Source organism: Thermaerobacter composti, assembly GCF_033582035.1.
Classification (GTDB): Bacteria; Bacillota; Sulfobacillia; order Thermaerobacterales; family Thermaerobacteraceae; genus Thermaerobacter; species Thermaerobacter composti.
The window spans coordinates 2,856,552-2,870,256 of record NZ_CP132508.1 but is presented as its reverse complement, the minus strand read 5'-3'; the positions used below and the strand labels follow the sequence as shown (position 1 = coordinate 2,870,256).

Below are 13,705 nucleotides of genomic sequence, written 5' to 3'. Positions count from 1 at the left end.
TAGAATCGACTTGAACGCCGGAGGTGGTGGGATTGCCGACGCTGAGTCCGTATCAGGTGGAAGGAGCGGAATGGCTGGCGTCGAAGCGGCGGGCGATCCTCGCCGATCGCGTCGGGCTGGGCAAGACGGCGCAGGCTATCAGCGCGTGTGATCGGCTGGGATGCCGACGGGTGCTCGTCGTCGCCCCGAAGACGCTTCTGCACAACTGGGCGCGGGAGATCGGCCTCTGGTCGGAGGGCGACGTGCATATCCTCACCACGCGCAACGATCTGAAGCCTGGAGCCCGGTGGACGGTCACGAACTACGAGGTGGTGGTGCGGAGGCCGCTCTTCAATACGCGGTGGGACGCGTTGGTTGTCGATGAGGCGCATCGGATCAAGAACCGCAAGGCCCAGCGGACGCGGGCGATCTTCCGCCTGGCCCGGCGCGTGCCGGTGGTGTTCCTGCTCACCGGGACGCCGCTTCTGAACCGGCCCGATGAGCTGTGGCCGCTCCTGCACGCGGTCGACCCGGAGACCTTCCGGTCGTACTGGCGGTGGGTCGACCGGCACTGCCTCCAGGAGACCGTCGTCGCGGGCGGGCGGCCCGTGGCGACGCGGGTCGTCGGCGTGATCGACGAAGAGGCGTTGCGCCGGGAGCTTTCGGCGTACATGCTGATGCGCGATGGCTCCGTGATCGACCTGCCGCCGCGTCTGGAGGAGGTCCTGCGGGTGGAGCTTTCCCCGCGTCAGCGCCGCCAGTACGAGCAGATGCGCCAGCTCTACGTCGCGGACCTGGGTGATGAGGTGCTGGTTGCCCAGAACGCCCTGACGCGGCTCCTGCGGCTCCAGCAGCTCGCCCTCGACCCCCGGCTCGTCGGCGGGTCCGTGCGGGGCGCGAAGACCGATGCGATCCTGGAGTTCATCGAGGACCATCCCGACGAGAAGATCCTGGTCTTCTCGACCTTCAAGGGCTTCGTCCGCCTGCTCGGGGAGGAGCTGCAAGCCCGGGGGATCGGCTCGGTGGCGATCACGGGCGATCACACGCCGCCCCAGCGGCAGGCTGCCGCCGACCGATTCCAGACAGACGAGGCGGTGCGCGTCCTGCTCGTCAGCGGGAACATCGAGCTCTTCGTCGGGCGGGACCCGAAAACGCACGCGGTCTGGTGGGCGTCGAGACGACACCTGCTCCCGGCACGGCTCCGGCGTCGGCTCCGGCCCATCACCCACCACAAGGAGGGCTTTATCGCCGTCGTGGACGCCCTGCACGCAAAGCCCAGAACCTTAACGTACCCGATCCAAGTCGACGGGCTTGACACTCTCGGTGCCATTGGATAGACTCAACTGGGACAACCTGAAAGGAGGTGATGGAATATCCGGCACAGGCCGTGGCAGGAAAGGAGGGGACACCATGAACGTCACCATCATCGCCACACAGGGCCTGTGCCCGGTCTGTCGGACGACATTGGTGGTCATCGCACCGGTGCGCGTGACCCGCCACGTCGTCCAGGCCCCGGCACGGTGCCCGTCTTGCGGTCTCAGGGTCGAAGTCCGTTGGCGGTCGGATCGACTGGATCGACTCGACGAAAGGAGGGGGAGCCCATGCAGGTCCTGGTGATCACGCCGACGAAACTTCGGGCCTTCGTGATGAAGACGCTCCAGTACCTTGGCGAAACGCCGAACGATGTCGCTAAGCGGCTCAAGGAGGGCGGCTTTCGCGGCATCCGCCTGCACACCGAGGAGTGTCCCGTTGCCCGGTACCTGCGGGCGCGTCTTGAGGAGGCCCTGGAGATCGATGCCAGCGTGTCGGTCACCGACCGGGAGATCGAGGTGAGTCTCCTCGCCGCGAATTACGACAGAATCGGGGCCTCCATCTCCCCGATTCCGAAGGGCGTGCAAGACTTCGTGCTCGCGTTCGACCGGGGCGCGTACCCCGAGCTCGTGGAGGAGGACGATCACAGTGCGCCCGCGTGACATGCTTGTCCTCGCGGTCTCGGTCTTCGTCACGGCGGTGGCGGCGGCATCCCTCATCCAGCACAGCGGCGAGGCGTTCGGCCTCATTCTCACACGATGAGGCGGAAGGAGGGAACGCAGATGATTAGCATCTACACGTTCCGCCACATCCTCGGCGGGTCGATCGGCGTCCAGCCGTACAATGATCGGTTCGGGCGTGGCGTCCACGTCACGTTCCATGACCCCGAGTCCGGCAGCTCGGTGGCGTCGGTGATCCTCTCGCCCCAGGACGCGGAGCGCCTGGCGGACGGCATTCGCAAGGCGCTGGAAGAGCTGGACCATGACCCGACCCCCGTCGAGGCACCCTTCTGACTGCAACCGGCGGCCCGATGACTGCGAAAAGACTGCGAATTCGGCGCAATCACCCGTCGGTTCGGGACGTTCCGTTGGCGACGCGGACCCGGCGAAGCCTTGTCCCTTCGGCACTGTCGATTCTAGCAACTCTACGCAGTCGAGTCAACACCGCCCCAGACTCCAGCACGATCAGCAAGTATGAGCGCGGCGAGCGCCAGCCCAGCCTCGATGCCCTCCGGGAGCTGGCGGCGCTCTACCAGGTGCCGGTCACCGCCTTCCTGGCGGACGAGCTGGACCTGGAGGCGGTGCTGCCCCCGCGGCTGGCGGCCCTGGCCCGCCAGCTGCTGGACCGGCCGGCGCTGGTGGAGGCGTGCGAGCGGCTGGTCACTCTGGACGACCGCCAGATCCTCGCCCTGACCGAGTTCCTCGACCGGATCGGCCTCACCCGGCGGACCCGGGCGGGAGCGGGCGGTCGGCAGCGGTCGGGCGGCTCGGCCTACCCGCGCCCCCGGCCGCCGACGCCCGAGCCCGTCGGACGCGAGCAGCGGCCGGCATCGGCCGCCGGGACGGCGGCCGATGCCGGCCCCGCACGGGGCGACGGGCGCTCCTCGGAAGGCGGCGGGGCCGGGCGCTCCCCGGAAGGCGACGGGTGCGGACAGGCGGTCCCCCACGGCGAGGCGGGATCCGGCGACGGCGACCCCCAGGCCCGACCGACCCGCCGGGACCGCGGCGGGGATGCCGGCCGCTGAGGTGGTCGGCCGGGGCGCGCATCGCGGCCGTGGGGATTCGGCCCCGGTGCATCGCGACGGCGCCGTTTGGCCCCGGATCATCGCGGCCGTGCGGGTTCGTCCCCGGGCCGATCCGACGGGTGCCCCTCCGCGACCCCGGGGCCGGCGTCCTCCTCCGGTGCCCGGCGGCCCCCGGTTCCCTCCGGCGCGTCCTCCAGGGTGGGGGGCCCGCCTGCGGGGACGGAGGCCTTGCCGCCCGCCTCCGGGCCCGCCGCCTCGTCCCCCACCGCTTCCGCGGTGTCCGCCGCGGCCGCGGGCACGGCGGGGGCGAGGCCGTCCTCCAGGGCCCGCCGGCGCATCCACCAGGCCAGGATCAGCAGCGGCCAGGTGGTGACCTGGGTGACCGTCAGCACCTCGATGCCGTAGGCGGGATTGGCGTAGACGGGGATGGCGATGGGCGCGTCGCGCACCGTCTCCTCGACGGCCACGCGCCACCACTGATAGTAGTAGAGGAAGCTCCAGAACAGGTAGCCCGCCGGCGGCCGGCGCCGCGCCAGCCGGTTGTGCACCAGCAGCAGCCCCAGGCCCGCCGCGGAGGCGTACAGCTGCACCGGGTGCCGGGGGAACGGCAGCGCGGTGGTCGGGTTGCCCAGCACCTCGCCGTTGAAGATGTTGCCGATGCGCACCAGCATGTAGCCGATGGCCACGCCCGGCACCGCCAGGTCGAGGAGGCGCTGGAAGTGGGCCCAGGGCGCGTCCGGGAGGCGCCGGCGGACGTACCACCACCCCGCCAGGGCGCCGCCCAGCAGGGCGCCGTGCAGCGACAACCCGCCGTGGTCCACGCGGATGATCTCGCCGTAGCGGCCGGGGGCGAAGTAGTCGGCCGGGTTCGTCAGGACGTAGACCAGCCGCGCCCCCACGATCCCGCCGACGATCATCAGCGCGCTGACGTTGTAGAGGAAGTCCTCGTCGTAGCCCCGGCGCGTGCCGTCCCGCACCAGGACGTAGAGGCCCGCGGCCATGGAGACGGCCATGAAGAAGCCGTACCAGCGGATGGCCAGCGGGCCGATCTGGATCAACACGGGATCCCAGTTGACCTCCACGGGGCGCCCTCCTCCCGCTGCGCTGGCGGACGAACCGGCGTCATTGTACCATTCATCCCGAAAGGAGGGCGCCGATGGACGCAGGGGACCAGCGCCGCGCCGAGGATCCGCGCCGCGTGGCCCGATCCCGGGAGCTCTGGGAACGGGCCCGCCAGCTCCTGCCCGGCGGCGTCAGCAGCCCGGTGCGCGCCTTCGCCGCGGTGGGCGGCACGCCGCGGTTCGTCGATCGGGCCAAGGGACCCTACCTGACGGACGTGGACGGCGTCCGCTACGTGGACTACGTGATGGCCTGGGGACCGCTGATCCTCGGGCACGCCCACCCGGCGGTGGTCGAGGCCATCCAGCAGCAGGCCCTGCGGGGCACCGCCTACGGCGCGCCCACCGAGGTCGAACTGGCCCTGGCCGAGGCCATCGCCGCGGCGATCCCCTCCATGGAGCGGATCCGCTTCGTCAACTCGGGCACGGAGGCGACCATGAGCGCCCTGCGCCTCGCCCGGGCGTACACGGGGCGCGACAAGATCGTCAAGTTCGCCGGCTGCTACCACGGCCACGCCGACGCCCTGCTGGCCGAGGCCGGTTCCGGCGCGCTGACCCTCGGCCTGCCCGCCTCGCCGGGGGTGACGGCGGGAGCCGCCGCCGACACCTGGGTCCTGCCGTACAACGACACGGAGGCGGTGGAGGAGCTCTTCGCCCGCCACGGCGAGGAGATCGCCGCGGTGATCGTCGAGCCCATCGCCGGCAACATGGGCGTGGTGCCGCCGTTGCCGGACTTCCTGCCCACCTTGCGCCGCCTCACCCGGGAGGCCGGGGCGCTGCTGATCTTCGACGAGGTGATCACCGGCTTCCGCGTGGCCTACGGCGGCGCCCAGGCGCTCTTCGGCATCGAGCCCGACCTGACGTGCCTGGGCAAGGTCATCGGCGGCGGCCTGCCCGTCGGCGCCTACGGCGGCCGCGGCGACGTCATGGAGCGCGTCGCGCCGGCGGGGCCGGTCTACCAGGCGGGGACCCTCGCGGGCAACCCGCTGGCCATGGCGGCGGGCCTGGCCACCCTGGAGGTGCTGCGCCAGCCGGGTACCTACGAGCGGCTGGAGCGGCAGACGGCCCGGCTGGTGGCGGCGTTGGAGGCCGAGGCCCGCGCCCAGGGCGTGCCGTACTGCGTCCAGCGGGTCGGCTCGATGTGGACCGGCTTCTTCCACCCCGGGCCCCTGCGCAACCTGGAGGAGGTGCGGCAGGTCGACACCGAGCTCTATGCCCGCTACTTCCACGGCATGTTGCGGGAGGGCGTCTACCTGCCACCCTCGGCCTTCGAGGCCGCCTTCGTCTCCTTGGCCCACGCCGATCCGGACATCGACTTCACCATCGAGGCCCACGCCCGGGCCCTGCGCCGGGCCCGCGGGTGAGCGCCAGGCGCTGGGGCGGCCGCGCCACCCCCGCCGTCGCGCGGGCGGTCGCGGGTCGTGGCGCCCGGACCGCCGCCGCCGGGCGGCACCGGCCGAGGGCGCCGGCGGGCGGACGGGGCCGGCGCGAGCCCACGGGCGCAGCGCCCCATCCGGGCGGGCTGCCCTACGGTGGCGGCCCGCCGGCACCGCCGGGCGCGGGCAAGGGAGGCCAGCATGGACGTCGTCGCCCTGGTGGGACCCAGCGGGACCGGCAAGAGCCATCGGGCCGCCGCCGTGGCCCGGGAGGTCGAGGCCGACGCGCTGATCGACGACGGCCTCCTGATCCAGGAGAGCCGCATCGTCGCGGGGGTGTCGGCCAAGCGCGAGAGCACCAAGATCGGGGCCATCCGCCGGGCGCTGTTCGCCGACCCCGCCCACCGCGAGGAGGTGCGGCGCGCCCTCCAGGCGATCCGGCCCCGTCGGGTGCTGATCCTCGGCACGTCCCGCGAGATGGTGGACCGCATCGCCGCCGCCCTGGGCCTCCCCGCCCCGTCGCGGTACGTCCACATCGAGGAGGTGGCCACCCCCGCGGAGATCCGGCGCGCCCAGCTGATCCGCCGCACCCAGGGGCGCCACGTGATCCCCGCCCCCACCTTCGAGGTCAAGCGCAGCTTCTCCGGCTACCTGCTGGACCCCCTGCGCCTGTTCTACCGCGGGAAGAACCGGCCCCAGGCGGGGCCGGGCCAGGTGATCGAGAAGACCATGGTCCGCCCGACCTACAGCTCCCTGGGCCGGTTCTACATCACCCGCCAGGTGGTGGGCAGCATCGCGGCGTACGCCGCCGGTCGCGTCAGCGGGGTGGCGGAGGTGCTGCGAGCCGCGGTGACGGAGGGGGACGAGGGGGTGGCCATCGCCCTGGACGTGGCGGTGGAGCCCGGTCGCCCGCTGCGGGCGGTGCTGGCCTCGGCGCAGCGGCAGGCGCTGCAGGCGGTCGAGCACATGACCGCCCTCAACGTGGTGGCGGTGGACGTGGTGGCCAGGCGCCTGGCCCGGCCGGCGCGGGGTGCCCGCGGACCGGGACCTCCGGCGCCGGGTGCGGCGGCGCAGGGAGGGGGACGGGCGGCGGCCCGGGAGGTGGAGGGTGGCGCTGGGGCACCGCCCGCGGGGGCGGCCGGGACGGCCCGCTCCCCAGGCTCCCCAGGCACGCCCGGGCCGACGGGCGCGGCCGGTTCGTCCGCCACCCCTGCGGCGACGGCGGCGGAGCGGGGCGCCGGCGACGGGGGGCGCCCTGTCCCCGGCGGGGAAACTGCTATCATGGACGCGTAGGCACGGCCTGGAAAGGAGCGGGATGCCATGGCGGTACGGGTCGGCATCAACGGCTTCGGTAGCATCGGGCGCCGGTTCTTCCGGCAGGCCTGGCGCCGGGGCGACATCGAGATCGTCGCCGTCAACGACCTGGCGCCGGCGGCCACCTTCGCCCACCTGCTGAAGTACGACACCAACTACGGCATCTTCGACGCCGACGTGCGGGCGGAGGACGACGCGCTGATCGTCGACGGCAAGCGCATCCGCTTCACCGCCATCAAGGACCCGGCCCAGCTGGCCTGGGACCAGGCCGGGGTCGACGTGGTCATCGAGTCGACGGGCGTCTTCACCGACGCCACCAAGGCGGTGGCCCACGTCGAGGGCGGCGGGGCGAAGAAGGTCATCATCTCCGCCCCGGCCAAGAACGAGGACATCACCATCGTCCTCGGCGTCAACCACCACCGGTACGACCCCGCGCGGCACCGGGTGATCTCCAACGCCTCCTGCACCACCAACTGCCTGGCCCCCGTGGCCAAGGTGCTGGACGACCGCTTCGGGATCGTGCGGGGCCTGATGACCACCGTCCACGCCTACACCAACGACCAGCGCATCCTCGACCTGCCCCACAAGGACCTGCGGCGGGCGCGGGCCGGCGCCATGAACATCATCCCCACCACCACCGGCGCCGCCAAGGCCGTAGGCCTGGTGCTGCCCCACCTCCAGGGCCGGCTCAACGGCTTCGCCCTGCGGGTGCCGGTCTCGACCGTGTCCATCGTCGACCTGGTGGCGGAGCTCAAGCAGCCGGTGACGGTGGAGCAGGTCAACCAGGCCTTCGCCGAGGCGGCGACGGGCGAGCTCCAGGGCATCCTGGGCTACAGCGAGGAGCCCCTGGTCTCCAGCGACTACCGTGGCTCCGCCTACTCGGCGGTGGTCGACGCCCTGTCCACCATGGTGATGGAGGGCAACATGGTCAAGGTCGTCGCCTGGTACGACAACGAGTGGGGCTACGCCGCCCGGCTGGTGGACCTGGTCGCCTACCTCGGCGAGCGGGGGCTGTGAGCCGGACGAGATGACCGGCGGGCGGCGGCGGGTTCCCCTGGCGAGGGCCGATCGGCGGCGTGGGGCCCCGGCGCCGCCCGCCGCTCCGGCCGGCCCCCGCGGCCGCCAAGGGCCCTGTCTCGCCCGCCGGGGACGCGGCGGGCAGCCGGGCGCTGTGGGCCTTGGGTGGGGGCCGGACGATCCGACCCCGGTGGTGCCGGACGGGGCGCGGCGGTTCCGGAAAGGAGGCCCGGTCTTGCGGAAGCGATCGATCCGGGATCTGGACGTGCGCGGCAAGCGGGTCCTGGTCCGCGCCGACTTCAACGTGCCCCTGGAGGGCGGTCGCGTCGCCGACGACACCCGCATCCGGGCGGCGCTGCCGACCATCCGCCACCTGCTGGAGCGCGGGGCGGCCGTCATCCTCTGCTCGCACCTGGGGCGGCCCAAGGGCCAGGTGGTGGAGGAGCTGCGCCTGGAACCGGTGGCGCGGCGGCTGGAGGAGCTGTTGGGCCGCCCGGTGCTGGCGCTGCGCGAGGTGGTGGGACCGGAGGTGGAGCGGCGCCTCCAGGGACTCGCGCCCGGTCAGGTGGCGCTGCTGGAGAACCTCCGCTTCCACCCCGGGGAGACGGCCAACGACCCGGAATTCGCGGCGGCCCTGGCCCGCCTGGCGGACGTCTACGTCAACGACGCCTTCGGCGCCGCCCACCGCGCCCACGCCTCGGTGGTGGGCGTCGCCCAGCGGCTGCCGGCGGCGGCGGGCCTGCTCCTGGAGCGGGAGCTCGAGGTGCTGGGCGACCTGCTGGAGCGGCCGCGGCGTCCCTTCTGGGCGGTGCTGGGCGGCGCCAAGGTGTCGGACAAGATCGGCGTCATCCGGCGGCTCCTGGAGGTCTGTGACGGCCTGGTCATCGGCGGGGCCATGGCCAACACCCTGCTGGCGGCCCAGGGGCATGCCGTCGGGCGCTCCCTCTACGAGCCGGACCAGGTGGAGCGGGTCCGGCCGTGGCTGGAACGGGCGGGGGACCGGCTGCTGCTGCCCGTGGACGTGGTGGTGACCGAGCGTCTCGAGCCGGGGGCGCCCAGCCGGGTGGTGCCCGTCGACCGCATCCCGCCCGAGGCCATGGTCGTCGACGTGGGGCCCGCCACCCTGGCCGCCTGGCAGGAACGGCTGCGTGGGGCGGGCACCGTCTTCTGGAACGGCCCCCTGGGCGTGTTCGAGGTGGAGCCCTTCCACCGCGGCACCTTCGCCCTGGCGGAGTTCCTGGCGGACCTCGACGCGGTGACCGTCGTCGGCGGCGGCGACAGCGTGGCGGCGGTGCAGCGCACCGGCGTCGCCGACCGCATCGACCACGTCTCCACGGGCGGCGGCGCCTCCCTCGAGCTCCTCGAGGGGAAGGAGCTGCCCGGCGTGGCGGTGCTGCCCGACGCCCCGGCCCAGGGGGGCGGCGAGCCGGCGCCTGCCACCGGTGCAGCCCCAGGGGCCCGGGCCGGCGGGGCCCGGACCGCGGGTGGGCCCGCGGGGGCCGGTTCGACCCCGGCGGAGGGCCCGTCGCCGGGAGGGATGGGCCGATGACGTCCCCGGCGCGCGTCGCGCCCGCAGCCGGGCGCCGACCCCTCTTCGCCGGCAACTGGAAGATGCACACCCTGCCGGCCGAGGCCGCGCGACTGGCGGCGGCGGTGCGGGAGGGCCTGGAGGGGCCCGCGGGGCCGGTCCCCGCCGGTGCCGCCGAGGTGGTCCTCTGCCCGCCCTTCACCTCGTTGGCGACGGCGGCGGAGGCCCTGGCGGGGAGCGGCATCGCCCTGGGCGCCCAGGACGTGGCATGGGGCGACTTCGGCGCCTTCACTGGCGAGGTCTCGGCGCCCATGCTGCGGGCGCTGGGCTGCCGCTACGTCATCGTCGGGCACTCGGAGCGGCGCCGGCTGCTGGGCGAGGACGACGCCCTGGTGCAGCGCAAGCTCCTGGCCGCCCTGGCGGGGGGGCTGGTCCCGATCCTCTGCGTCGGCGAGGACGCCGCCCAGCGGCAGGAGGGGCGCACGGCGGCGGTTGTGCTGGGTCAGGCGGCCTACGCCCTGGCTGGCCTCGAGCCGGAGGAGGCGGCCCGGGTGGTGATCGCCTACGAGCCCGTGTGGGCCATCGGCAGCGGCCAGCCGGCCACGCCCGCCGACGCCCAGGCGGTGGCGGCGGCCATCCGGCGGCTGGTCGAGCGGCTCCACGGCCCCGCCACGGCCGCCGCCGTCCGCATCCTCTACGGCGGCAGCGTCAAGCCCGACAACATCGGCGGCTTCATGGCCCAGCCGGACATCGACGGGGCCCTGGTGGGCGGCGCCTCGCTGGACGGGACCGCCTTCGCCCGGCTGGTGCGGGAGGGCATGGCGGCCCGGGCGGCCGCCGGCGGGCCGGCGGCGGGGGCGGAGCGGCCATGACCGCGCCCGGGACGAACCGGCCCCGGCCGGTGGCCCTGATCATCCTGGACGGCTGGGGCCTGCGGGCCGAACGGGAGCACAACGCCGTCGCCCTGGCCGACACCCCGGTGATGGACGAGCTGTGGGCCGCCTGGCCCCACTCGCAGCTGGAGGCCAGCGGGGAGGCGGTGGGCCTGCCCCGGGGGCTGATGGGCAACTCCAACGTCGGCCACCTCAACCTGGGCGCGGGGCGCATCGTCTACCAGGACATCGTGCGCATCAGCCGGGCCATCGCCGACGGCTCGTTCTTCACCAACGAGGCCCTGGTGGGGGCGGCCCGGCGGGCCCGGGCGCGCGGCGGCCGGCTGCACCTGATCGGCCTGGTGTCGGACGGCGGCGTCCACGCGGACCTGGAGCACCTGCTGGCCCTCCTCGAGCTGGGCCGGCGGGAGGCCGTCGAGACGGTGGTCCACGCCTTCACCGACGGCCGCGACACGCCTCCCACCAGCGCCCCCGGGTACCTGCGGCGGGTGGAGGCGGCGGGCGGGCGCATCGCCACCGTGGTCGGGCGCTACTACGCCATGGACCGGGACAAGCGCTGGGACCGGACGGAACGGGCGTATCGCGCGCTGGTGCTCGGCGAGGGCCACCGGGCGCCGTCGGCGCTGGCGGCCGTCGAGCAGGCCTACGCCCGCGGCCAGACCGACGAGTTCATCGAGCCGGTGGTGGTCACCGACGCCGACGGCCGGCCGCTCCCTCGCATCACCGCCCGGGACGAGACGGTCTTCTTCAACTTCCGCGCGGATCGGGCGCGGCAGCTGGCCCGGGCCCTGGCCGACCCCGGATTCGACGCCTTCCGGCGGCCCGAGGGCATCGGGCCGCTGCCGCTGACCCAGATGACCGAGTACGACGAGGAGTTCCCGCTGCCCACCGCCTTCCCGCCGGTGTACCTCAAGGAGACCTTCGGCGAGGTGGTGGCGCGGGCCGGCCTGCGCCAGCTGCGCATCGCCGAGACCGAGAAGTACGCCCACGTCACCTACTTCTTCAACGGCCGCGAGGAGACGCCGTTCCCCGGCGAGGAGCGCGTCCTGATCCCCTCGCCCAAGGTGGCGACCTACGACCTCAAGCCGGAGATGAGCGCGCCGGAGGTCACCGAGCGCGTGGTGGCGGAGATCGACAGCGGCCGCTTCGACGCCGTGGTGCTGAACTTCGCCAACCCCGACATGGTCGGGCACACCGGCGTGCTGGAGGCGGCCATCCGGGCCTGCGCCACGGTGGACCGCTGCCTCGGACGGGTGCTGGAGGCGATCCGCCGCCAGGGCGGCGCGGCCCTGGTCCTGGCGGACCACGGCAACGCCGAGATCATGGTCGACCCGGACACCGGCGAGCCGCACACGGCCCACACCACGAGCCCGGTGCCGTGCATCCTCGTCGACCCGCGACACCGCCACGCCCGGTTGCGGGACGGCATCCTGGCGGACGCGGCGCCGACGCTGCTGGAGCTCATGGGCCTCGAGCCGCCGGATGCCATGACGGGGCGCTCGCTGATCGCGGGCCGTTGAGATTCGGTCCGATCCTCCCGGGGGCCCCCGGCCCCGGCCGGATGGGGGAGGGAGCTCCGGCTGGGCGGGGGGATGGGGGCGGATCCCGGCCCGCGCCGTCGCACCGTCGCCGTCGCACCGTCGCCGGCGCCCGGCGCCCGCCGGCGCACCGGGAGCGGCCCGTACCGTCGCCACCGCCGGTGCCTGACGCCCGCCGGCGCACCCGGAGGCCCGCGACGGCCGCCGGGGACGGCGCGGCATCGCCGCGGCGCCGCGCCATGCGGGACCGGGACCGGCGCCGCCGCCGGGCCGGATCGTCGCCGACGCCGCTGGACACGGGTCGGCCGGCCCGGGTCTCGGCCGGTTCGTCCGAGGGGGATCCGGGCCGGTTCGTCCGAGGCGGCCGGGGCCGCGAGGGGTGGCCGAGGCGCTGCCGCCGTCGGGTGCACGGGGCGGGGTCGGGGGCTTCCGGCGGGCACCGGGCGGCGGGCGGCCGGACGGGGCGGGAAGGCCCCCGGGGGCGGGCGAGGGCATGGCCGGCAGGCAGCGCGGAGCAGGAAGGAGCGTGAGCCGGTGAGCACCTTGATCGCTGGCGTGGAGGCGCGCCAGATCCTGGACTCCCGGGGCAACCCGACGGTGGAGGTGGACGTCTGGCTGGAAGACGGGTCCTTCGGTCGAGCGGCGGTGCCGTCGGGGGCGTCCACGGGCACCTACGAGGCCGTGGAGCTGCGCGACGGCGGGGACGCCTACGGGGGCAAGGGCGTCCTCAAGGCCGTGGAGAACGTGGTGGAGGTCATCGCGCCCGAGGTGGTCGGCCTCGATGCCTTGGACCAGGCAGCCGTGGATCGCGTCCTGGTGGAGCTCGACGGGACGCCCAACAAGGGTCGGCTGGGGGCCAACGCCATCCTCGGCGTCTCCCTGGCGGTGGCCCGGGCGGCCGCCTCCAGCGTGGGCCTGCCCCTGTACCGCTATCTCGGCGGGGTCGACGCGCGCCTGCTGCCCGTCCCCCTGATGAACATCCTCAACGGCGGGCGGCACGCCGACAACAACGTGGACGTCCAGGAGTTCATGGTGGTGCCGGCGGGGGCCGAGCGCTTCGCCGACGCGCTGCGCATGGGGGCCGAGGTCTTCCACGCCCTGCACCGGGTGCTGAGCGACCGCGGCCTGGCGACGGGCGTGGGTGACGAGGGCGGGTTCGCCCCCAACCTGGAGTCCAACGAGGCGGCCCTGGACGTGCTGATGGAGGCGATCCAGCGGGCCGGCTACCGGCCCGGCGAGGACGTGGCGCTGGCCCTCGACGCCGCCGCCAGCGAGTGGTACCGGCCCGAGGAGGGGGTCTACGTCCTGGCCGGCCAGGGCCAGCGGCTGACGGCGGACGAGCTCATCGAGATGTACGCCCGCTGGCTGGACCGGTACCCCCTGGTCTCCCTGGAGGACGGCCTGGCCGAGGAGGACTGGGACGGCTGGCGGCGGCTGACGGACCGACTGGGCGGCCGGCTGCAACTGGTGGGCGACGACCTGTTCGTCACCAACGTCGAGCGACTGCGGCGGGGCATCCAGGCCGGGGCGGCCAACGCCGTGCTGATCAAGGTCAACCAGATCGGCACCCTGACCGAGACCCTGCTGACCATGGAGACCGCCGCCGCCGCCGGCTACCGCAACATCGTCTCCCACCGCTCCGGGGAGACGGAGGACGTGACCATCGCCGACCTGGCGGTGGCGACCCGGGCGGGCCAGATCAAGGCCGGGGCGCCGTCCCGGTCGGAGCGGGTGGCCAAGTACAACCAGCTGCTGCGCATCGAGGAGCAGCTGGGCGAGAGCGCCCAGTACGCCGGCTGGGCGGCCTTCGGACGGGAATAGCCGCCGGTCCCTCCCCGTCCCGGATCGGACGCCGGGGCGAGGGGGTGCCCCGCCCCGGGCGGGCAG

Annotated in this window: 12 protein-coding genes; 11 read left to right on the top strand and 1 reads right to left on the bottom strand. The window is 74.2% G+C overall.

Going from position 1 to position 13,705, the window contains the following annotated elements; translation table 11 throughout:
• Window positions 1-32: 32 nt before the first annotated feature.
• The 4 genes from Q5761_RS11655 to Q5761_RS11640 all read left to right on the top strand — a co-directional run bounded on the left by Q5761_RS11655 (window position 33) and on the right by Q5761_RS11640 (window position 3,034).
• Window positions 33-1,316: a DEAD/DEAH box helicase gene (locus Q5761_RS11655; protein WP_318750679.1), complete on the top strand. Its 1,284-nt coding sequence runs from the start codon at window positions 33-35 to the stop codon at window positions 1,314-1,316.
• 264 nt (window positions 1,317-1,580) lie between these two features.
• Window positions 1,581-1,952 carry a hypothetical protein gene (locus Q5761_RS11650; protein WP_318750678.1) on the top strand — a complete coding sequence of 124 codons (372 nt, stop codon included), beginning with the start codon at window positions 1,581-1,583 and terminating at the stop codon, window positions 1,950-1,952.
• 120 nt (window positions 1,953-2,072) lie between these two features.
• On the top strand, window positions 2,073-2,303 hold the full coding sequence (locus tag Q5761_RS11645; RefSeq protein ID WP_318750677.1) for a hypothetical protein: 231 nt from the start codon (window positions 2,073-2,075) through the stop codon (window positions 2,301-2,303).
• A gap of 74 nt (window positions 2,304-2,377) precedes the next feature.
• Window positions 2,378-3,034, top strand: coding sequence for a helix-turn-helix transcriptional regulator (locus Q5761_RS11640; protein WP_318750676.1), 657 nt, complete (start codon window positions 2,378-2,380; stop codon window positions 3,032-3,034).
• Window positions 3,035-3,111: 77 nt separating this feature from the next.
• On the opposite strand, the gene Q5761_RS11635 is transcribed toward Q5761_RS11640, so the two are convergent.
• The gene (locus Q5761_RS11635; protein ID WP_318750675.1) at window positions 3,112-4,116 is read right to left on the bottom strand and encodes a prolipoprotein diacylglyceryl transferase; all 1,005 of its coding nucleotides are present in this window, start codon (window positions 4,114-4,116) and stop codon (window positions 3,112-3,114) included.
• 74 nt (window positions 4,117-4,190) lie between these two features.
• Between Q5761_RS11635 and hemL the strand changes: the two genes are divergently transcribed.
• The 7 genes from hemL to eno all read left to right on the top strand — a co-directional run bounded on the left by hemL (window position 4,191) and on the right by eno (window position 13,639).
• On the top strand, window positions 4,191-5,516 hold the full coding sequence (gene hemL, locus Q5761_RS11630; protein WP_318750674.1) for a glutamate-1-semialdehyde 2,1-aminomutase: 1,326 nt from the start codon (window positions 4,191-4,193) through the stop codon (window positions 5,514-5,516).
• Window positions 5,517-5,729: 213 nt separating this feature from the next.
• A complete protein-coding gene (locus tag Q5761_RS11625) occupies window positions 5,730-6,821 on the top strand; it encodes a hypothetical protein (RefSeq protein WP_318750673.1) in 1,092 nt (363 codons plus the stop codon).
• A 27-nt stretch (window positions 6,822-6,848) separates the two neighbouring features.
• On the top strand, window positions 6,849-7,859 hold the full coding sequence (gene gap / locus Q5761_RS11620) for a type I glyceraldehyde-3-phosphate dehydrogenase (RefSeq protein WP_318750672.1): 1,011 nt from the start codon (window positions 6,849-6,851) through the stop codon (window positions 7,857-7,859).
• Window positions 7,860-8,094: 235 nt separating this feature from the next.
• Window positions 8,095-9,408, top strand: a complete 1,314-nt coding sequence (locus Q5761_RS11615; RefSeq protein WP_318750671.1) for a phosphoglycerate kinase — start codon at window positions 8,095-8,097, stop codon at window positions 9,406-9,408.
• Window positions 9,405-10,259 (top strand): triose-phosphate isomerase, encoded by an 855-nt coding sequence (gene tpiA, locus Q5761_RS11610; protein ID WP_318750670.1) that lies wholly within the window; start codon window positions 9,405-9,407, stop codon window positions 10,257-10,259. Before Q5761_RS11615 ends, tpiA begins: the two co-directional genes overlap by 4 nt.
• Complete coding sequence (gpmI, locus tag Q5761_RS11605; protein ID WP_135224492.1) at window positions 10,256-11,800, top strand: 2,3-bisphosphoglycerate-independent phosphoglycerate mutase; 1,545 nt, start codon at window positions 10,256-10,258, stop codon at window positions 11,798-11,800. Before tpiA ends, gpmI begins: the two co-directional genes overlap by 4 nt.
• A gap of 552 nt (window positions 11,801-12,352) precedes the next feature.
• The gene (gene eno / locus Q5761_RS11600; protein ID WP_135224491.1) at window positions 12,353-13,639 is read left to right on the top strand and encodes a phosphopyruvate hydratase; all 1,287 of its coding nucleotides are present in this window, start codon (window positions 12,353-12,355) and stop codon (window positions 13,637-13,639) included.
• Window positions 13,640-13,705 lie beyond the last annotated feature (66 nt).